This is a genomic window from uncultured Serinicoccus sp., assembly GCF_947487915.1.
Classification (GTDB): domain Bacteria; phylum Actinomycetota; class Actinomycetes; order Actinomycetales; family Dermatophilaceae; genus Ornithinicoccus.
In genome coordinates this window covers 126,012-145,012 of record NZ_CANKYH010000010.1, presented here as the reverse complement: position 1 = coordinate 145,012, position 19,001 = coordinate 126,012, and the positions used below count along the sequence as shown (strand labels likewise).

Here is a 19,001-nt window from a genome sequence, read left to right as displayed (position 1 = left end):
ATCTGCTGCCTGCTGACGACGGACCACTCAACACCTCCATGACGGGGGTGTTGCGACGACCGCTTGATTTCGCCTTGAGATCCGCGATCGGTGTGGACCACGCACCCGGTGACGTTCCCGCGGCGGGCGACGGCGTTGTTGAGTGCGGCGACCGCGATCCGGGACTTCATGCGGGAGTCGATGGAGTAGCCCACGATCCGGTTGGAGTAGACGTCCTTGAACGCGCAGACGTACAGCTTTCCTTCACCAGTCCGGTGTTCGGTGATGTCCCCGACCCACAGCTCGTTCGGTGCCGTGGCGGTGAACGCGTGCCGGGTCTGGCCCAACTCATCGCTCACAGCGCACCGGTCCTCATGGACGGGCGGGCCGGGCTTCCTCCCGTTCTTGCCCCGCTTCTTCCCGAACGCTGACCACCAGCCGTTGTCCGAGCACAACCGCCACGCCGTCCGCTCGCTCATGCTCTGGCCGGCGTCGCGGGCCTCGTCGGCCAGGAACCGGTACCCGAACTCGGGGTCGTCACGGTGGGCATCGAACAGGGCGTTCGCGCGGTGCGCCGCGGCGAGGTCGGCGTCGGTGACCGGGCCGGCCAGCCACCGGTAGTACGGCTGTCGAGCGATCTTCAGCACCCGGCACGTCACCGTGACGGCAATCCCGTCAACGGCCAGCTCGCGGACGAGCGGGTACATCATTTCCCCGGCAGGTTCGCCTGAGACAGATAGGCCGCAGCACGGCGCAGGACCTCGTTCTCCTGCTCGAGAAGCCGGATCCGCTTCTTGGCCTCACGCAGCTCAGCAGAGGCGACCGCAGCACCAGGCCGGCCACCCTCGTAATCCTCGTCGGCCTTCTTCATCCACGAGTACAGCGTCGTGAAGTGGATCCCGAAGTCCTTCGCGATCTGGTCGAGCCCGACACCTGGCTCACGCTCCCGCGCGACCCGCACGACATCGTTGCGGAACTCCTGGGGGTAGGGCTTGGTCACGGTGAACATCCTTCCAGCCCAGCCCGAAGACTAGGCAGCTCAGGTGTCACCTATCTGTGCAGCAGTCCCAAAGCCCGAGCAAAAAAGCCGGGTATGCCTTCACCGCAGTAGGCCCGAGTCACGTGCAGAAGCGACGGCGGCGGTGCGGGAGGAGACGCCGAGCTTGGTGTAGATGTGCACGAGGTGTGATTTCACGGTCGCGTCGCTGATATGCAGTAGTGCCGCGATGTCGTTATTCGTCGCGCCGTCTGCGACGAGTCGCAGCACTTCGGTCTCGCGGGCGCTGAGGTTGGGTTGCGGGGAACGCATCCGGGCGAGCAGTCGTCCCGCAATCGCGGGGGCGAGGGCGGTCTCGCCTGCGGCTGCGGCACGGATTGCAGCGATGAGCTCCTCGAGTGGGGCGTCTTTGAGGAGGTAGCCGCTGGCCCCGGCTTCGACGGCGCCAAGGATGTCGCTGTCGGTGTCGTAGTTCGTGAGCACCAGCACGGCAGGCGGATGGTTGAGTGCGCGGATGCGGCGGGTCGCGTCGGCTCCGGTCTGGTCGGTGCCGAACTGCAAGTCCATGAGCACCACGTCCGGTATCAGATCGCTCGCGAGGGCGACGACATCGTCAGGGGTTGCCGCTTCCCCGATTACGTCGAGGTCGGGGTCGCCTGAGAGCATCGCACGTAAGCCCGTGCGAACGACGGGGTGGTCATCGGCAAGCACGATCCGGATCACGATGCCGCCTCGCTTCCGGTGAGAAGCGGCAGTCGCGCGGTGACCGTGGTGCCCTGTTGAGGGGCCGAGGCGATGGTGAGGGTGCCGTCGAGTTGTTCGAGGCGCTCACGCATGGCGTGCAACCCGAAAGAGTCAGCCTCATGCGAGTCGGCGACCGCGGAGGACACCTCAAAGCCGCGCCCGTCGTCGCGTACCACCAGAGATACCGTGGCGTTGTCTCGGGTGAGTTCGGCGGTGATGTGGGTGGCGTTCGCGTGGCGGATCGTGTTCGAGAGCGCGCCCTGAAAAATTCGCAGCAGCGCGATCTGGGTTCCCATCGGCAAGTCGAGTTCCTCGGCACTCACCTCGACTGGGATGGACGCGCGGTCGGACTGTTCCTGACCGAGGCGGTGCAGGGCGGGGGCGAGTCCGTCGCCGAGGCGGGTCGGGGTGAGCTCGCGGATGATCTGCCTCGTGTCGGCGAGGCTGTCGGCCGCGGTCTCACGGGCGAGCCGCACGTACCCGGCACCGGGTTCGGGGGTGTCGCGCTCAGCGGCACGCAACAGCATCTGGATCGAGGACAGGCCCTGGGCGACGGTGTCGTGGATTTCACGAGCGAGCCGGGCGCGCTCCGCCAGTGCGCCCTGTTCGCGTTCGGTCTGGGCGAGTTGCTGCCGAGTGCGGATCAGCTCGGCAACGAGCCGTTCGCGCTCTTCGGCTTGACGCCGAAGCGCACGGTAGGCGAGCCCGATCAGTAGGGCGACGCCGGCGCCCACCAGTGGGCCGATCACCCCGCCGACGCTGAACCCGAGATGGAGGCCGAGGGCGAGGATCGCGAACGCGGTCGTGACCACGATCGCCGCGACCCCTCCACGTCCGGGCAGGACGTGGAGGTAGAGGAAGAAAAGCGGGAAGACGAGGTACGCCCCCTCGGGGCTCAGCCACGTCAGCACCGCCCACAACAGCGTGAGCGCGGCGATCCAGCCGACGGCATAACCGCGCCGGGAGACTCCTGATTCGCCTTGTATCCGCGCCGCCCATGCACCGGCGAGATACACCGCGACGAACGCGATCCCCATGACCAGCGTCCATGTCGCAGCCGGCGAGGAGACGACGTATGCGCGCACAACCGTGAGGCCCGCGAGCCCGATCAGGAGGGTGTGCAGGCCGAACCGGAGACCGGTGAACACCGGGGCGAGGGTCGAATGCGACATGACGCTCCAAGCCTATGCGAGCGGTGTGGCCCGGCAATCAACCGAAAGTTGGACCGTGAATCCCACGGTTTGGGCGATGCCCGGCCCTGCCTGCGCGAAGGAGGGTTGAAGGGTAGCTCGGGCAGAGTGCGCGAGCGGAAAGGCATCATCGTGTTCGTCGCGTGGAGAGAGTTGCGGTTCGCCCGCGGCCGGTTTCTCCTCATCGGGGCCGTCGTCGCCCTGATCACCCTGCTCGTCGGCTTCCTCTCCGGCCTCACCGGGGGTCTGGCCGCCCAGAACATCTCCTCTGTGCTGCAGTTGCCCGGGGACCGTCTCGTGCTGCAGCAGCCCGAGAGCAGCGACCCTAGCTACGCAACATCCTCCCTCGACGAGAACACGGTCACAGCATGGGAACAGGCGGACGGGGTCGAGTCGGTGACACCCATCGGGATCGTCCAATCGCGGGCCTCGGCCAGCGACACCGACGACCCGACCGGGGTTGCGCTCTACGGGCTGCCGCAGCATGCCCCCGGTACCCAGTCGAACCCGCTGTTCGACCTCGCCCCGGTTCGCGACGACGAGGTCGGTGTCTCCACAGGCGCCGCCGATGATCTCGGCGTCGAGACTGGTGACACGATCTCGATCACTGGCACTGATTTCACCGTCAGCGTCGTCGGCGATGATCTTTGGTACAGCCACACCCCGGTCATCGTCCTGACCCCAGAGGCGTGGAGCGAGGCAAGTAAGCGCGTCGGCGGCACAGGCGAAGCGACGGTGCTGGCCGTCACCGCCGACGCAGACTGGGAGGCCATAGGTGCTGCAACCGGCACGGTCGCCGAAACAACGCTGGCGAGTCTGACCGCCCTGGAGGCGTTCCGATCCGAGATCGGGTCGCTCGGGCTGATGATCACGATGCTGTTCGGGATCTCCGCCCTCGTCGTAGGCGCGTTCTTCACGGTCTGGACGATGCAGCGGGCCGGTGACATGGCCGTGCTCAAAGCCCTCGGTGCGACCACCGGGTCGCTCGTGCGCGACTCACTCGGCCAGGCGTCCATCGTTCTGATCGCCGGGATCGGTGTCGGCCTCGCCGCCGTGATCGGGCTCGGCACCCTCGCGGGGCAGGCGCTGCCGTTCATCATCAGCCCGATCACCACTCTCGCCCCAGTCGTCGTGATGGCGGTCCTCGGCCTCGCAGGAGCCGCATTCGCGCTGCGCTCCGTCACCAAAGCCGACCCCCTCACCGCCCTTGGGAGCAACCGATGATCCAACTACAGAACGTCACCCTCACCTTCCCCGATGGGGAGAACCGCATCACCGCCGTAGACAACGCCACCCTCCGCGGGAACAACGGCACTGTCACCGGCATCACCGGCCCCTCCGGGTCGGGCAAGTCCAGCATCCTCGCCGTCGCCGCGACCCTTCTCCGCCCTGACTCTGGCGGAGTTCTCATCGGCAACGGCAGCGACATGACCGACGCCGCCCAGCTCTCGAAGCACGAGGCCACGCAACTGCGCCGTGAGCGCATCGGCATCGTGTTCCAGCAGTCCAACCTGCTGCCCGCGCTCACGGCGCGCGAGCAGTTGCAGGTCATGGCCAGGCTCGGCGGCGGCACCAGCCGGAACAAGCGAGCGAAGATCGATGCCCGTGTCGACGAACTCCTCGACGCCGTCGGCCTCACCGAGCACGCGGGCAAGCGCACGCACCAGCTCTCCGGCGGGCAACGGCAACGGGTCGCGATCGCCCGGGGCCTCGTCCACGAACCCGAAGTTCTCCTCGTTGATGAGCCGACCAGCGCCCTAGATCAAGAACGCGGAGCGAAGATCATGGAACTCATCTCCCGCCTCACCCACGAACGCGACACCGCCACCCTGCTCGTCACCCACGACCTCGCGCACCGCGACACCCTGGATGATCTCGTCACGGTCCTCGACGGTCGTATCACTACCCCAGTCGCTGGGCGCGCGCTTACACGCTGAACTGGACGACCGAGCAACGAGGATAGGGATATCGGGAAGTTGGGGACCGCTGCATGGACCGGTAACACCCCCATGTCGACCTAAGCGATGCTGGAAGACTGTGCGGTGTCCCCACTGCAAGCCCGAGGACTGAGCCCCTGCCCTCGCCCCGTCGCGCGTGCAGCATACGTGCATAAATAACTCAAATGGGGCAAGTACCCTCGCGCTGTACTGAGTCACGAAATCGCAGGTCAGGGACGCCCGGGCTGCCGGACCCACCTGCTTTCGCACAGATGAGCACGCTCGATGCTGCTGAGCCCAAATCGCCTGCGACACAGACGATCTCAGAGCTGGCGAAGGGACTCGAACCCTCAACCACCCATTTACAAGACTCCCAGCCACAACGGCCTGACCTGCACAAACAGCCGAACAAAGGGCTTTCGGGCCGTTTCGTGCAGCATACGTGCATCATGGCTGGCGCCTCATGACTCGTCTTGACCGCTACGTGGGCCGATCTCCTGCGAGAGGAAGTCGCATACCCAGCAGCCGGGGCGACCTGGCGGACAGCGGTCCAAGTTCGTCCGGCACCCCTGGGTCCTCCGCAAGCCTAGACCGCTCGCCCCTCCCCCGCCGTCCACGTCGGCGTAGCGTCTCGACGTCGCGAGATCGGGTGTCGGCGGCGCTTGAAAAGTAGACAGTAGCGGCGCCGCCGTAATCGTCCACTTTTGGAGCGACGTCGACAGTCGAACGTGCAGTTCTGCGTCCGCGCCTCCACGATTGAGCCTGGTGAGAGCATCAGGGCGACCTGGCGGTGTGGCGTCTCATGCCTAGGTACGCACGCGCCGACCCCACCCCGAGCGGGGTGGGGCCGACGTGGGTGGGATTTGGGGTCAGTGGTTATGGTGCTGGTCGGGCAGGTCGGTGTCGATCTGCTCCTTGCGGACCTCGTCGGTGACCTGCTGCTCCTCGGTGACGGTGTCGGTGTCGAGGCGGACCTCTTCGACGGGCACGACCTCCTTGTCGACGACGACCTGGTCCTCAGTGAGGGTGACTTCGAGCTCGTCTTCGCTCAGGTCGGACCCGGCCAGGCGGTCGCGGTCCTGCTCGTCGAGGGGCTCGCGTTCGATGCGGACCTCCTCGCGCTGGACGGGGACGGTCTTGGTGACGTGCTCGGTGACGACGTACTTGCGCAGGCGGGCCTTGCCGGTGGCGACCTTCTCGGTGCCGACGTGCAACTGCTCCTCGGAGCGGACCATGCTCGCGTCCGAGTCATGGTCGCCGGTGCCGCGCCCGGTACCCCTGGCGGCATCCGTCCCGTCGGTCACGCCCGTTCCGGTGTCGGCCCGCCCGGTGGTGCCTATACGGGTGTCTTCCTGGTCACGGGTGGCCGGTGCGCCGTTGTTCGCGTTCTTCTGGCCGTCCCAGCCACCGTAGTAGGAGAACAGCTCGCGCTCCTCCTCCACCGAGATGTGACCGTCCTCCTCGACCCGGGGGGCGTCCTTGACCTGGTCCTTGGTGTACGGCACCCGGACCTCCTGGTCCTGCACGGTGGCACCCTGCAGGGGCACGAAAGACTCCGAGGTGCCGAAGAGCCCGGTCTTGACCGTCACCCACGCGGGCTCACCGCTCGAGTCATCCAGGTAGACCTGGCCGACCTTGCCGATCTTCTCCCCATCCTGGTCGACGACCACACCGCCGTTGTGCAGGGACTGGATCTGTTCCTCGTTCCACATGCGGGAACCTCCTTGTGATGGTGGCCGGCGCCCTGATGCGCCATCCGTTTACACCGTAAACGTAAGCGCGCCGGCGATGACGCCGCAACCCAAACGGGCACCATGCAACCGCTCGGCCCTCGGACGACGTGAACCACCGCACGGCGGATAAGGGGGTCCTAGGACCCTGCCACCGCGATCCGCTCGCAGCGTTCAGGCAGCGTGCTTTCCGGCAGGCGCAGTGCCCCCGGGGAGTACCTGGTGTCGGCAAATCGGGGGTGCTGCCGGTACAGCACCGCGTCGTCAGGGATCTGAACGTGCGAACCGCCCACAGACTTCATCGCGTCGACCAGGGAGGGCACGGGGTGCGGCTCACGTGAGCTTGATGTCATGGCGGGCTGCTCCTCGGCCGGTGACCTCCTGCCGGCCCACGCCTTGCGCACGACCGCCCAGTCGCCGGCCCGGACAGCGAACGACTCCGCCCACGGCACCGACGGTCCCGTCGTCGGACTCGGTCGGGCGTCGACCGGTGTTGATGTGACGAGGGACCCCAGCCCGCCCGATACGGGATACAAGGTCCCCGGTGGTACGTCGAGCTGGACGGCCTCGGCGGCGCTCCACAGGACTGGGGTTGTCTGGGTGCTGTTGGTGGCGTACTCGGCGTAGGTCTGCAGCAGTCGCCGGCCTGGCAGGCACCGGACATCGACGAACACGACCACTTCTGCACCAGCGTTCAGCGCCACGTCGCAGGCATGCATCACCGAGGAGCGGAAGGCGGCCCTGGGAGCTCGTCGCAGGTCCCTGCCGGGGACGATGAAGGTCTCCCACCGGTCGGACCGTATTGGCAGCTTGTTGCGGTTCAGCTCGCGATCGGCGACCGCGAGGGTGACGTGGACGTCGGGGGGCCACGTGCTCGTGGACAGTCCGTCGACCTGGGCCAAGAGCGCCCGATGCTCGCCCCGGACCACCGTCACGACCGCGACCCGCGGACGCGCCGGCCGGACCGATGGGACGACCTCACTGCACGCGATTGCCATCACCCCTCCTACCCCTGCCTGACATAACCGGATGAACGTACCGCTTACGCTGTAAACAGCAGCAGGTTACGCCGCACCTCGGCGGTGGTAAAGACCAGAGGCATCGGGTGGGCTCAGGAGCGGGCAGTTGGCCGCCTGACCCGCAGGTGGGCCCGATGTGCCCATCGCGGGCGCTCCCCACCGGGCCGGGGGCTAGTGAGAGACGGTGTTCTCGATGCGGTTGAGCAGGCTCTCGAGGCCGGTCTCGAACTCGGCCTCGCTGTGGTCCTGGCTGAGTCGGTCGCGCATTCGCACGACGTGCGGTGCCTGCCCGAGGTCGACATCTTCTACCGTGTCTTGCTCGGGTATGTCGGCGCTGCCCTCGTTCATCGGTTCTTCCACCGCGGCGACGTTCTCGGTCTTGGTGGAGACTTCGAGCAGCAGGGACCCGACGAGGAAGCTGGTGAATGCCTTGTAGGTGTCCACCGCTTGGTCGTCGCTGAAGCCTCGCTCGCACAGGGTGGCCAGGAGGTGCTCGACCATGGCGATGTCGCGCAGCGGCGGTCGCAGCCAGGGCGCCGCCGGGTGCCGCGAGACCACCAGTGGGAACGCCGTGGGGTGGGCCAGAGCCATGTGGCGGATCTCGTGCGCGACGTGCTGCAGGTACTCCTGCCAGCTCGTGGTCTCCGCGGCCTCCACGCGCTTGATGAGCCCGTCCAGGAGGCTCTCCACGACCGCCTCCAGCAGATCTTCCCGCCCGGAGACGTACCGGTACAGGGCCATCGCCTCAACCCCCAGGTCGCGACCCAGGCTGCGCATGGTCATCTGGTCCACACCATGAGCCTCGATACTGGCAAGGCCAGCATCGACGATGCGCTGACGGCTGAGGCGTGGCGGCCGCGTGGACCGCGCCTCGTCCGGCTCCTCTGGGCTCATCGGCACACCTCCTGAGCGTCCAGCCTGTCACACGCACCGCGTGTCGGCTCGCCGTCCCCCTCGCGGTCAACTCGCGACCGACTCGGGCAGGTGCCCCTTGCGCTTGGTGTAGGCCTCGGTCGACTTGTGGTTGATCCACACCCGCACCAGCTGCACCACCGCGCCGGAGACCAGCGCGAAGGCCACAGCCTCCCCCCAGTCCACCTCCGGGTCCTCGGGGTTGCTCGGGGAGTTGCTGCCGGTGATGAACTTCCACGTCGTCTCGATGACGTTCTTGGCCATCACCCCACCACCGATCGCCGCCGCCGTCGTCGCCAGGCTCCACATCTTGTCGCCCACTGACCTCACCACTTCCTCGTCTTGCCCCGGACCCCCGGGGACACGCTTGCACGCCTTTTGATTACGCCGTACGTTTACACCGTATTCGCCTGCTGAGCACCACAGCAAGGCGACGCGGCCCCAGCCCGGGGTCCGTGCGACACCCCCTCTGCAGTCAGGAGCAGACGATGAGCAAGATCATGATGGCGACCGCGTTCGGGGCAGGGTACGTCCTGGGCGCCAGGGCGGGCCGGGAACGGTATGAGCAGATCAGCGCGAAGGCGCAGGAGCTGTGGGGGCACCCGAAGGTGCAGGAGCAGGCGGACAAGGCCAAGGAGCAGGCCGGGAAGGTGACCGAGCAGGCCAAGGGCCGGCTGGGCAACGCCAAGGGCGACGACCGGGACAGCATGGATGACCCGTGGGAGGTCGACACCGACACCGCCCTCGCGGGCGATGACCTGGAGGGGCCCCGTGGCTGAGCGGTTCACCCCGGACACCGACCACGCGTCCACGGGTGAGCTGATCGCCCGGATGTCCGAGCAGACGAGCACCCTGATCCGGGACGAGATGCGCCTGGCGCAGGCCGAGCTCAGCGTGAAGGCCAAGACCGCTGGGATCGGCCTGGGCATGTTCGGTGCCGGTGGCCTGCTCGCGTTCTTCGGCATCGCCGCCCTGATCACGACGGCCATCCTGGCCCTCGCCCTGGTGCTGCCCGCGTGGGCCGCCGCGGGCATCGTGACGCTGCTGCTGCTCGCGGCGGCGGCCGTGGTCTCGCTCGTGGGCAAGAAGCGCGTGCAGGAGGCCACCCCGGCCAAGCCCGAACGTGCCATGGACAACGTCAAGCAGGACATCGCCGAGGTCAAGGGGGCCGCCCAGTCATGAGCACCACACCACACGAGAACCTCGACAGCGACAACACCCAGGACGGGGCCAGCAACGACCCGGCGCAGATCGAGGCCGACATCGCCCGGCACCGCGCCGAGCTCGGCGACACCGTCGACGAGCTCACCGAACGCCTGGACGTGAAGAAGCAGGCCCAGCACAAAGTCGAGTCGGTCAAGAAGCAGACCCACGACAGAGTCGAGTCGGTCAAGACCCGGCTGCAGAGCGATGACCACCGGGACGTGCTCAGCGTGCTGGCCCCCGCGCTCGGTGCCGTGGCCGCAGTGGTGCTGATCATCGGGGTCGCCCGGCGGGTGCGGCGGTGAGCTCCAGGGCCGCAGAGCACAGGGCCGCGCAGGCGGACGCCCCGGACCCGGAGCGGGCGGACAAACCAGACACTCCCGCGCAGCTGACCGGGCCGGCGTGGAAGTACACCGCGGGTAAGGCGTTCCGGGAGTTCCTGGACGACGAGTGCACCGACCTGGCCGCGGCGCTGACCTACTACGCCGTGCTGGCCATCTTCCCGGCGCTCATCGCGATCTTCTCGCTGCTGGGGCTGGTGGGGCAGAGCCAGCAGGTGGTCAGCGCGGTCATGCCCGTGCTGAACAGCGTGCTCGGCGAGTCCGGGGCCTCGACCCTGGAGCCGGTGGTGCAGTCGCTGGCGACCTCCCCGGGTGCCGGGCTGGCGCTGGTCATCGGTCTGGCCACCGCGTTGTGGTCGGCCTCGGGGTACGTCACCGCGTTCAGCCGCGCGATGAACCGGGTCTACGAGATCGAAGAGGGGCGTCCGGTGTGGAAGCTGCGCCCGGTCATGCTCCTCATCACCCTGGTCATGGTGCTCATGGTGGTGCTCATCGCCCTCATGCTCATCGTGTCCGGCCCGGTCGCGACGGCGCTCGGCGAGGCGATCGGCCTCGGGTCGACCGTGGTCACCGTGTGGCAGATCGCCAAGTGGCCGGTGGTCCTGCTGCTGGTCATGCTGCTCGTGGCGCTGCTGTACTACAGCACGCCCAACGTCCAGCAGCCGAAGTTCCGGTGGCTGAGCATCGGGGCGGCGTTCGCGATCCTCGTCTGGGTCCTCATCTCGGTCGCGTTCGGCTTCTACATCGCGAACTTCTCCAGTTACGGCGCGACCTATGGCTCGTTCGCCGGGGTGATCATCTTCCTGCTCTACCTGTGGATCACGAACCTCGCGCTGCTGCTCGGGGCGGAGGTCGACGCCGAGCTCGAGCGGTCCCGTCAGCTCATCGCCGGCATCGAGGCCGAGGAGGACATCCAGTTGCCTCCCCGCGACGACGCCAAGATCCGCGCGGGGCAGGAGAAGGAGCTGGAGGACCGGGACAAGGCCCGGGCCCTGCGCCGCAGCGGCGGGGACACCACCGACCTCGACCAGACCCGCTGACATCTGACTCGGTTGAGGTAGCCCAGGCAGGGAAGGACGCGAGTCGTGACGCAGGCAGTGACTTTCGGCCTGCTCGGCTCCAGCGCGCTCGTTCTGGGTGCCTTGGCGGGGGATCTCCAGATCCCGAAGCGGTGCTGGCCGCGATGCTGGCCTTCGCCCGCGGTCACCCTCGACGGCGTACCCGAGAATGTCGCTCTGGGCATATCACTCGGCAAGGCACAGGTGGCCAGGCGTTGCTCGGTGCCATCTTCGTCTTAAACTTCCCCCGAGGCCCTGGTGGGCAGCGCTTCGATACGCGCCCAGGGCCCGACAAAGACCTTCGTCCTGGCGACCTGGACCATCTGTGCGCTGTTGCCCACGGCCGCCGCCGTCCTGGGTGCGGGTCCGCTGGCCAGCGCCACACCGGAGGCGATCTCTTTGCCCCTCGTCTTCGCCGCCGGGGCGGTCCTCGCCTCCTTAGCTGACACGCTGATGCCGGAGACGCACGAGGAGGGAGGTCCCACGGTGGCCCTCGCGACCGCAGCAGGCTTCGTCCTGTCACATTTCCTGGCGACCCTCTGACCGAACATGCGCCACGCACTCTGAACCCGAAAGCACTTCGGTGGGCAGAACGCGACGGGGCTGCTGCATATGGCGGCGGAAACTGCCTGCTGACGGATGCGCAGCGCGCCCAACCGTCGCAGCTGGGCCCCCGAGCGGAGCAACCACAGCTGCTCCCCACCCGTCGAGCGTGCAGCATACGTGCATCAGCGACTCGAATGACCAAAGCACCCTCGACCTGCCCTGCATCACGAAACCGCAGGTCAGTGGCCCTGCGCGGGCCGACTAACCTGTTTTTCGAACAGCAGACTGAAGTGCAGACTGTAGAGCCCGAATCGCCTGCGCCACAGGCGATCTCAGAGCTGGCGAAGGGACTCGAACCCTCAACCACCTATTTACAAGACAGGTGCGCTACCAATTGCGCCACGCCAGCACGTCCGGCCCGAAGGCCGGACGGCGCGTCGATGGTACCCGTCTCAGCCGATGACGTTGCTGTTGAGCCACTTCTGCAGGCCGACGACGGTGCGGTGGTTCATGTAGGTCGAGCCGTCGCGGGAGACGCCGATGTGGCTCTGCAGCGCGGCCTGCGACTTCGGGCCCCACACGCCGTCGACGCCGGTGCCGACCTTGGCCTGGACAGCCTTGATGGTCCGGGTGTCCCACGCGCCGGTCTCGGCGACGCCGACCCAGCGCTGGACCGCCTTGGTCGTCAACGGCCCGCGGATGCCGTCGGCCACGAGCGGCGCCATGTCGGAGGCGCCGCCACCGCCGCCGCCACCCCCGCCGTTGTCGCCGCCCGGGCTCATGATGCTGGCGCTGATCCACCCCGAGCGCCCGTCGAGCTTGACCCAGCCGTTGCTGGCCACGCCCTGGAAGTGGGTGCCCTTGGACGCACCCCCGATGACGCCGTAGCTCGTGCCCGGCCCGGAGCGGATGTTCGCGCCGGCGCCGGCGGTCACCGTCCACGTGGTGGCCTCACCCGGGGGCGGGGTGGGGTCGGGCTGCGGCTCGGGCTCGGGGTCCGGTGCCGGGCTGGGAGCCGGGGAACCGCCACCGGGGTAGGGCTCGAGCCCGTTCTGCATGGTCAGCCCCGCGCGCACCGAGCACACCGGCCAGGCCCCCGGGCCCTGCACCCGCAGCACCCGCTGTGCCACGGTGATCTGCTCGACCTTGCTCGCCTGGTGGGCGTAGCCGGCGAACTCCTGGCCGCCGAAGCCCTTCCACGTCGGGTGCCAGAACTGCAGGCCGCCGTAGAACCCGTTGCCGGTGTTGATGCTCCAGTTGCCGGTGGACTCGCAGGCCGCCACGCGGTCCCACACGTTGTCGTCGGCCGCAGCACCCTGGGCGGTGAGCCCGACCGAGGCGAGGGAGGCGGTGCCGGCGAGCGTGGCCTGGCCGGCTCGACGCAGGGCGGCACCCGTGCGGGCGGCGCGGTGGCGGGCGTGGCGGGCCATGGAAGGTCCTTCCGTCTGGGACAAGGGTGACGCCTGGGACGAGGCGCCCGGCCCACGTTAGGTCAAGGCGACACGCCTGGGAAGCCCAATGTGACGAGTCTCACGTGACGCAATGCATCTTGTGGGACGGATGTGACGGTATGCAGCAGCTCGCCGCAGCCCTCAGCGCACCCCGTACGGCAGGTAGTCCAGCGGGCTCGCCCCGCCCGGCAGCGGCCACCACGAGACCATGTCACCGTCCATCAGCGACCAGTACGCCAAGCCCGCCCCGCCCGCCAGGCACAGAGTCACGAGCACCATCGTGGGAACCCCCGCCGGCACGGCGCCGCGCACCACGGTCCGCGAGCCGCGGCGCAGGGACGTGCTCCCGAGCCCCCACCAGCCGAGCCAGCCACCGACGAGCGAGCCAACGCCCACGGCCACCGGGTGGGCGAAACCCACCCCTGGTGCGAGCTCGGTGGTCGTCAGCAGCCCCGACATGACCATCGCCACCACCCCGGCGATCGCGAGTGGCAGCAGCAGCGAGAGCACCGTCGCGAAGGTGGCGGTCAGCAGGTGCCACGGCGAGGCCATGACCGCCATCGGCACGTCGCTGGGGCGCGGGCCGCTCTGGTGCCTCCGCAGGACCAGGCCGGTCAGCGACCGGTCCACGGTGCGCGCGACGACGCCCCACACGGCATACAGCCCCCAGGCGAGCAGTGGCGCCGCCGCGGCGACCGCGGTGAAGCCGACGAGCATCGCGGCCAGGGTCCCGCGGCGCGCGCTGCGCCCGATCCGCGGGTCCGGCTGCCGCTGGTGCGGGTCCAGCGGGCTGGGCCGCTCCGCTCCGTCGGGGTAAGCGGTGACCGCACCCCCCGCACCTCCGTCGGGGTATGCCGTGGCCGCACCCCCCGCGCCGCGGCCAGGGTAGGCGCTCGGTTGGTTCGGCGAGGGCTCGGCGAAGGCGGCCCGGGGAGAGCCGTCCGGCCCGGGACCCTGCGCCCGGCGCTGCCCCGCACGCGGGGGCTGACCGTTCTGCGCCCACCGCTGCGCCTCGCGCGGGTCCGACGGCCACTGCTGGGGCTCCCGCGCCTGATGCGCCCCAGCGGCCCCGGCGTAGGCCCCGGCCGCCTGCCCGTCCCCCTGCCTCGTCTGCGGCCCGCTCGGCGCGGCCCGCGTCGGGTCGGGGCGGCGCACCGGCGCCTGCCGGGTCTGCGGGCCCTGCGGGGTCGCCCGGGTCGCGTCCGCGGAGGGCACGCCGGCGGAGGGCACCCCGACAGGGGGCTTCGCCCACGAGGGCGCGCCGGCGGCACGCTGCACCTGGGTCGCGTCCGGCCCCCCGTCCGGCCCGCCGTCCACCGACTCCTGCGGCACCCGGGGCAACGCACCGGTGACGTCCTCGCCGCGGGCATACAGCTCGACGGCCTCGAGCACCTCGCGCGCGTCCGGCCTCCAGGAGGGCTTCGGTGACAGGGCGAGCGCGAGCAGCGGCGCCAGCTCGGGGTCCACCCCGTCCAGCTGCACCCTCCCCCGCACGACCCGGTCGAGGACCACCGTCATCGGCCCGCGCCCGAACGGCGGGTGCCCCGACGCGGCGAAGGCCAGGCACGCCGCCCAGCCCCACCAGTCCGTCGCCTCGGTGATGTCGCCGCCGTCGACGAGCTCGGGCGAGAGATAGCCCGGTGTGCCCATGACCAGCCCGGTCGAGGTGAGCCGTACGTCGTCGGCCACCTGGGCGATGCCGAAGTCGATGACGACCGGGTCCAGCTGCTCGCCCTCCCCCACCAGCAGCACGTTGCCCGGCTTGAGGTCCCGGTGCACGATGCCCACCCCGTGGATCGCCTGCAGCGCGTCGGCCAGCCCCCGGGCCAACCGCAGCAGCGGCTCCCGGCCAAGACCGCCGCGCTCCTCGATGACCACGTCGAGCGGTCGCCCGGGGACGTACTCGGTGACGATGTAGGGCGCCGGCCCGTCGACGTCGGCGTCGATGACGGCCGCCACCCGCGGGTGGTGGACCCGCGCCAGGGTGTGCACCTCGCGACGCAGCCTCTCGCGCGCGCCGTCGTCGTGCGCGATGTGGCTGCGCAGCACCTTGATGGCGACCTCGCGACCGCGCTCGTCGCTCGCCCGCCAGACGACGCCCATACCCCCCTCGCCGATGCGCTCCTGCAGCGTCCACGGGCCCAGGCGCCGGGGGACGACGATCTGCTGGGTGTCCGCGGAGCCGCCGCCGGAGGGCACCGGGCGGGTCACGTCCGGGTGGCTCGAGCGCGGCATCTCGGTGGTCACGTACTCCACGGTAGGGGGTCTTCCTGGATCTCAGATGTCTGGCGGGCGACCCCGGTGTGGCGCAGGCACGAGGGTCCACCGCCGTCCGGGGCGGCTCCGGGAGAGAACGTGCGAGAGTGGGGCGCGGTTCCCCCGGCGTGCTGTCCGCGCACCTCGTAGGCTGACCACGACCACAGAACCACGCACCTGGAGGTATGTCGATGGGCTCGAGCGCCAGGTACGACTTCGTCATCGCGGCGAACCGGCTGCCGGTGGACCAGCACACCAACCCCGACGGCAGCACCGAGTGGCGCACGGCCCCCGGTGGCCTGGTGACCGCCATGGACTCGGTGATGCGCAACTGGGAGGGCAGCGCCGCGTGGGTGGGGTGGGCCGGCTTCCCCGGCGAGGCCCCCGAGCCCTTCGACGAGGGCAAGCTGCGGCTGCACCCGGTGCCGCTGTCGACCAAGGAGCTCTCCGACTACTACGAGGGTTTCTCCAACGACACCCTGTGGCCGCTCTACCACGACGTCATCGTCCCGCCGACGTTCCACCGCTCCTGGTGGACCTGCTACCGCGAGATCAACCAGCGCTTCGCCGAGGCGGTGTGCGAGGTCGCCGCCGAGGGCGCGACCGTGTGGATCCACGACTACCAGCTGCAGCTGGTCCCCGCCCTGGTGCGCGACCGGCGCCCCGACCTGCGGATCGGCTGGTTCAACCACATCCCCTTCCCCCCGGTGGAGCTGTTCGCCCAGCTGCCGTGGCGCTCCAGCATCCTGCGCGGCCTGCTCGGCGCCGACTTCCTCGGCTTCCAGCGCCCCGACGACGCCCGCAACTTCGGTCGCTCCTGCCGGGCCGTCCTCGGGGCCACGACCAAGGGCGAGAAGATCGAGTGGTCCGGGGCCGACGACGACCGCCTCGGCGGCGCCCCCCGCACGGTACGGGCGGCCGCCGTCCCCATCTCCATCGATGCCGCCGGCCTGCGCGAGCTGGCCGACTCCGAGGCCGTCCAGGAGCGCGCCGAGGAGATCCGCGCCTCGCTCGGCAACCCCGACGTCGTGCTCCTCGGCGTGGACCGGCTCGACTACACCAAGGGGATCCGGCACCGCCTGCGCGCGATCGGTGAGCTCTACGACGAGGGCTCCATCTCCCCCGACGAGGTGACCTTCATCCAGGTGGCGACCCCGAGCCGGGAGCGGGTGGAGGCATACCGCACCCTGCGCGAGCAGATCGAGGGGACCGTGGGCCGGATCAACGGCGACGTCTCGCACCTCGGCGCGACCGCCATCCACTACCTGCACCAGTCCTACCCGCGCGAGGAGATGGCCGCGCTCTACCAGGTCGCCGATGTCATGCTCATCACCCCGCTGCGCGACGGGATGAACCTCGTGGCCAAGGAGTACGTCACCGCCCGCCACGACGGCAAGGGTGCCCTCGTCCTGTCCGAGTTCACCGGGGCCGCGCAGGAGATGCCGCAGGCCTACCTGTGCAACCCGCACGACATCACCGGGCTCAAGGAGACGATCCTGCGCGCGATCAGCGACGAGCCGGCCGAGAAGGAGCGCCGGATGAAGGCGCTGCGCCGTCGCGTGCGCAAGCACGACGTGCAGACGTGGGCGCAGGACTTCCTCAGCAGCCTGGAGTCGGCGCCGGAGCGGCCGTCGCGCAGCGGCACCAGGGGCGAGGCGTGAGCGGCTCGCCGGAGCTCGACGCAGCCCTCGTCGCGGCGCTCGCCGACTTCGCCGCCCACGACCGGGTGCTGGTCGCCACCGACTTCGACGGGGTCCTGGCGCCGCTCGTGGTGGACCCCATGGACTCCCGCCCGGTCGAGGGAGGTATGCCGGCCCTCACCTCGCTCGCCGACCTCCCCGGGACGACGGTCGCCCTGGTCAGCGGGCGGGCGCTCGCGCCGCTGGGCGAGCTCTCCGGCGCAGGCCACGACGGCCCGCTCGTGCTCATCGGCAGCCACGGCGCCGAGGACTCCCGCGGCGAGAGCGGCCTGGCGCTGGACGACGACCAGCAGGCGCTGCTGAGGACCCTCGACGAGGAGCTGGCGGCGCTGCGCGAGGAGCACCCGGGACTGCGGGTCGAGGACAAGCCGGCCGGCCGCGTCGTGCACACCCGCGGCCTGCCCGACGACGAGGCGCAGGCCGCCCTCGACGCCGCGCGGGAGCTGGGGGCACGGCATACCTCGCTGGAGGTGACGCCCGGCAAGGGCGTCGTCGAGCTCGCGGTCGCCCACGTCGGCAAGGGCGTCGCGCTCGTGGCGCTGGCCGACGAGCTGGGGGCTCAGGCGGTGTTCTACGCCGGTGACGACCTCACCGACGAGCACGGCTTCGAGGCCCTGGCCGACGACGCGGACGCCGGGCGTGCGGCGCGGCGGCTGACCGTCCACGTCGGCGACGGCGACACGCAGGCCCGCTTCCGGGTCGCGGACGAGCAGGCCATGGTCGCGCTGCTCGAGGCGCTGCTCTTCGCCCGCCGCGAGGCCACCGCGCGCTGAGGCCCGCCCCCCGGACCCGACCCACCGAGCGTCGTGAATGGTTGCCCACCGGCCCACCGAGCGCCGTGAATGGTTGCCCACCGACCGCGCGGTGCGCCGGCCTCAGCGCCGGACCGGCCCCGTCGACTCCCGCAGGATGAGCTCAGGGTCGAAGAGGTACTCCCGCCGGTCCACCGGCTCGCCCGCGATCTCCTCGAGCACCGCCGTGACCGCGGCCGCCGCCATCCCCATGACGTCCATGCGCACCGTCGTGAGCGGCGGGTCGACGAAGGTCATGAAGGGCACGTCGTCACCGCCGACGACCGACAGGTCCCCCGGCACGCTCAGCCCCAGCTGCTGCGCCGCGCGCATGACGCCGAGCGCCATGACGTCCGAGCCGCACACGATGCCGGTCGCCCCGGCCTCGATGAGCTGGCGCCCGGCCGCCGCACCGCCCTCGACCGAGAAGAGCGTCGTGCAGATGAGCTCGTCGAGGGCCACCCCGTCGTGGCCGTCGAGGTCGGCCATCGCCGCGCGGAAGCCCTCGATCCGCCGCTGCACGGGGACGTAGCGCGCGGGCCCGGTCGCGAAGCCGATGCGGGTATGCCCCAGGTCGCGCAGGTGCCGCACCGCCAGCCGCATGGAGGCGTGGTCGTCGTGGCTGATGAAGGTCGCGTCGATGCCCTCGCGGTAGCCGTTGACCAGGGCGATCGGCAGTCCCCGCTCGCGCAGCGCGGTGTATCGGTCGACGGCGGCGCGGGAGTCGGCGTGGTAGCCGCTGACGAAGACGATGGCCGAGACGCCACGGTCCAGCAGCATCTGGACGTACTCGTCCTCGTGCACCCCGCCGGGCGTCTGCGTGCACAGCACCGGGGTGAAGCCGGCCGCCGCCATCTGCGTCTCGATCGACTGCGCGAACATCGGGAAGACCGGGTTGGTGAGCTCGGGGGTGATGAGCCCGACCAGGCCGGCGCTGTTACGGGAGAGCTTGCTGGGCCGCTCGTAGCCGAGGACGTCGACCGCGGTGAGCACGGCCTGACGGGTCGCCACCGCCACGCCCGGCTTGTCGTTGAGCACCCGGCTGACCGTCGCCTCACTCACCCCGGCGTAGGCCGCGAGGTCGGCGAGGCGGCCGCGCGAGCCGACCGAGCCCTCACCCGCACCGGAGCGCACGGGGACGGATGTG

Annotated in this window: 18 protein-coding genes, 1 tRNA gene and 1 pseudogene; 9 read left to right on the top strand and 11 right to left on the bottom strand. The window is 69.9% G+C overall.

Annotation, left to right across the window (positions count from 1 at the left end):
- Nucleotides 1–74 precede the first annotated feature (74 nt).
- From Q0795_RS14700 to Q0795_RS14690, 3 genes and pseudogenes are all read right to left on the bottom strand, one after another.
- A pseudogene (locus Q0795_RS14700) lies at nucleotides 75–988 on the bottom strand (IS3 family transposase); the annotation flags it as partial.
- 90 nt (nucleotides 989–1,078) lie between these two features.
- Nucleotides 1,079–1,699 carry a response regulator transcription factor gene (locus Q0795_RS14695; protein WP_151525398.1) on the bottom strand — a complete coding sequence of 207 codons (621 nt, stop codon included), beginning with the start codon at nucleotides 1,697–1,699 and terminating at the stop codon, nucleotides 1,079–1,081.
- On the bottom strand, nucleotides 1,696–2,892 hold the full coding sequence (locus Q0795_RS14690; RefSeq protein WP_298890844.1) for a sensor histidine kinase: 1,197 nt from the start codon (nucleotides 2,890–2,892) through the stop codon (nucleotides 1,696–1,698). The genes Q0795_RS14695 and Q0795_RS14690 overlap by 4 nt, the downstream gene beginning before the upstream one ends.
- Before the next feature lie 150 nt (nucleotides 2,893–3,042).
- On the opposite strand from Q0795_RS14690, the gene Q0795_RS14685 reads away from it, so the two are divergent.
- Nucleotides 3,043–4,134, top strand: coding sequence for an FtsX-like permease family protein (locus Q0795_RS14685; RefSeq protein ID WP_298890862.1), 1,092 nt, complete (start codon nucleotides 3,043–3,045; stop codon nucleotides 4,132–4,134).
- Nucleotides 4,131–4,847, top strand: a complete 717-nt coding sequence (locus Q0795_RS14680; RefSeq protein ID WP_298890841.1) for an ABC transporter ATP-binding protein — start codon at nucleotides 4,131–4,133, stop codon at nucleotides 4,845–4,847. The genes Q0795_RS14685 and Q0795_RS14680 overlap by 4 nt, the downstream gene beginning before the upstream one ends.
- 869 nt (nucleotides 4,848–5,716) lie before the next feature.
- Here the strand turns inward: Q0795_RS14680 and Q0795_RS14675 are convergent.
- The 4 genes from Q0795_RS14675 to Q0795_RS14660 form a co-directional block, all read right to left on the bottom strand.
- On the bottom strand, nucleotides 5,717–6,559 hold the full coding sequence (locus tag Q0795_RS14675; RefSeq protein ID WP_298890839.1) for a PRC and DUF2382 domain-containing protein: 843 nt from the start codon (nucleotides 6,557–6,559) through the stop codon (nucleotides 5,717–5,719).
- A 158-nt stretch (nucleotides 6,560–6,717) separates the two neighbouring features.
- Complete coding sequence (locus Q0795_RS14670; RefSeq protein WP_298890836.1) at nucleotides 6,718–7,479, bottom strand: hypothetical protein; 762 nt, start codon at nucleotides 7,477–7,479, stop codon at nucleotides 6,718–6,720.
- A gap of 288 nt (nucleotides 7,480–7,767) precedes the next feature.
- Nucleotides 7,768–8,490, bottom strand: coding sequence for a TetR/AcrR family transcriptional regulator C-terminal domain-containing protein (locus Q0795_RS14665; RefSeq protein ID WP_083518626.1), 723 nt, complete (start codon nucleotides 8,488–8,490; stop codon nucleotides 7,768–7,770).
- Nucleotides 8,491–8,556: 66 nt separating this feature from the next.
- Complete coding sequence (locus Q0795_RS14660; protein WP_298890833.1) at nucleotides 8,557–8,838, bottom strand: DUF4235 domain-containing protein; 282 nt, start codon at nucleotides 8,836–8,838, stop codon at nucleotides 8,557–8,559.
- A 158-nt stretch (nucleotides 8,839–8,996) separates the two neighbouring features.
- On the opposite strand from Q0795_RS14660, the gene Q0795_RS14655 reads away from it, so the two are divergent.
- The 5 genes from Q0795_RS14655 to Q0795_RS14635 all read left to right on the top strand — a co-directional run bounded on the left by Q0795_RS14655 (nucleotide 8,997) and on the right by Q0795_RS14635 (nucleotide 11,653).
- Entirely contained in the window at nucleotides 8,997–9,287 is a 291-nt protein-coding gene (locus Q0795_RS14655; protein ID WP_298890832.1) for a hypothetical protein, read from the top strand.
- Nucleotides 9,280–9,690, top strand: a complete 411-nt coding sequence (locus Q0795_RS14650; RefSeq protein WP_298890829.1) for a phage holin family protein — start codon at nucleotides 9,280–9,282, stop codon at nucleotides 9,688–9,690. The genes Q0795_RS14655 and Q0795_RS14650 overlap by 8 nt, the downstream gene beginning before the upstream one ends.
- Nucleotides 9,687–10,016 carry a DUF3618 domain-containing protein gene (locus Q0795_RS14645; protein WP_298890827.1) on the top strand — a complete coding sequence of 110 codons (330 nt, stop codon included), beginning with the start codon at nucleotides 9,687–9,689 and terminating at the stop codon, nucleotides 10,014–10,016. The genes Q0795_RS14650 and Q0795_RS14645 overlap by 4 nt, the downstream gene beginning before the upstream one ends.
- Nucleotides 10,013–11,092, top strand: a complete 1,080-nt coding sequence (locus Q0795_RS14640; protein ID WP_298890825.1) for a YihY/virulence factor BrkB family protein — start codon at nucleotides 10,013–10,015, stop codon at nucleotides 11,090–11,092. The genes Q0795_RS14645 and Q0795_RS14640 overlap by 4 nt, the downstream gene beginning before the upstream one ends.
- Nucleotides 11,093–11,443: 351 nt before the next feature.
- The gene (locus Q0795_RS14635; protein ID WP_298890823.1) at nucleotides 11,444–11,653 is read left to right on the top strand and encodes a hypothetical protein; all 210 of its coding nucleotides are present in this window, start codon (nucleotides 11,444–11,446) and stop codon (nucleotides 11,651–11,653) included.
- 339 nt (nucleotides 11,654–11,992) lie between these two features.
- Here Q0795_RS14635 and Q0795_RS14630 read toward each other — a convergent pair.
- The 3 genes from Q0795_RS14630 to Q0795_RS14620 all read right to left on the bottom strand — a co-directional run bounded on the left by Q0795_RS14630 (nucleotide 11,993) and on the right by Q0795_RS14620 (nucleotide 15,354).
- Nucleotides 11,993–12,065: transfer RNA gene (locus Q0795_RS14630), tRNA-Thr, on the bottom strand.
- 43 nt (nucleotides 12,066–12,108) lie between these two features.
- Complete coding sequence (locus tag Q0795_RS14625) at nucleotides 12,109–13,086, bottom strand: transglycosylase family protein (RefSeq protein WP_298890821.1); 978 nt, start codon at nucleotides 13,084–13,086, stop codon at nucleotides 12,109–12,111.
- 162 nt (nucleotides 13,087–13,248) lie between these two features.
- Entirely contained in the window at nucleotides 13,249–15,354 is a 2,106-nt protein-coding gene (locus tag Q0795_RS14620) for a serine/threonine-protein kinase (RefSeq protein WP_298890819.1), read from the bottom strand.
- 200 nt (nucleotides 15,355–15,554) lie between these two features.
- Between Q0795_RS14620 and Q0795_RS14615 the strand changes: the two genes are divergently transcribed.
- Both Q0795_RS14615 and otsB read left to right on the top strand, forming a co-directional pair.
- The gene (locus tag Q0795_RS14615) at nucleotides 15,555–17,024 is read left to right on the top strand and encodes a trehalose-6-phosphate synthase (protein WP_298890817.1); all 1,470 of its coding nucleotides are present in this window, start codon (nucleotides 15,555–15,557) and stop codon (nucleotides 17,022–17,024) included.
- Nucleotides 17,021–17,836 carry a trehalose-phosphatase gene (otsB, locus tag Q0795_RS14610; protein ID WP_298890815.1) on the top strand — a complete coding sequence of 272 codons (816 nt, stop codon included), beginning with the start codon at nucleotides 17,021–17,023 and terminating at the stop codon, nucleotides 17,834–17,836. The genes Q0795_RS14615 and otsB overlap by 4 nt, the downstream gene beginning before the upstream one ends.
- Before the next feature lie 102 nt (nucleotides 17,837–17,938).
- Here the strand turns inward: otsB and Q0795_RS14605 are convergent, their stop codons facing one another.
- Nucleotides 17,939–18,988, bottom strand: coding sequence for a LacI family DNA-binding transcriptional regulator (locus Q0795_RS14605; protein WP_298890861.1), 1,050 nt, complete (start codon nucleotides 18,986–18,988; stop codon nucleotides 17,939–17,941).
- Nucleotides 18,989–19,001: the final 13 nt, after the last annotated feature.

Bases quoted from the DNA above. Each gene is read 5' to 3' on its own strand.
- Q0795_RS14690 (WP_298890844.1), bottom strand. From the start codon at position 2,892: ATGTCGCATTCGACCCTCGCCCCGGTGTTCACCGGTCTCCGGTTCGGC.
- Q0795_RS14680 (WP_298890841.1), top strand. From the start codon at position 4,131: ATGATCCAACTACAGAACGTCACCCTCACCTTCCCCGATGGGGAGAAC.
- Q0795_RS14675 (WP_298890839.1), bottom strand. From the start codon at position 6,559: ATGTGGAACGAGGAACAGATCCAGTCCCTGCACAACGGCGGTGTGGTC.
- Q0795_RS14665 (WP_083518626.1), bottom strand. From the start codon at position 8,490: ATGAGCCCAGAGGAGCCGGACGAGGCGCGGTCCACGCGGCCGCCACGC.
- Q0795_RS14655 (WP_298890832.1), top strand. From the start codon at position 8,997: ATGAGCAAGATCATGATGGCGACCGCGTTCGGGGCAGGGTACGTCCTG.
- Q0795_RS14645 (WP_298890827.1), top strand. From the start codon at position 9,687: ATGAGCACCACACCACACGAGAACCTCGACAGCGACAACACCCAGGAC.
- Q0795_RS14625 (WP_298890821.1), bottom strand. From the start codon at position 13,086: ATGGCCCGCCACGCCCGCCACCGCGCCGCCCGCACGGGTGCCGCCCTG.
- Q0795_RS14615 (WP_298890817.1), top strand. From the start codon at position 15,555: ATGGGCTCGAGCGCCAGGTACGACTTCGTCATCGCGGCGAACCGGCTG.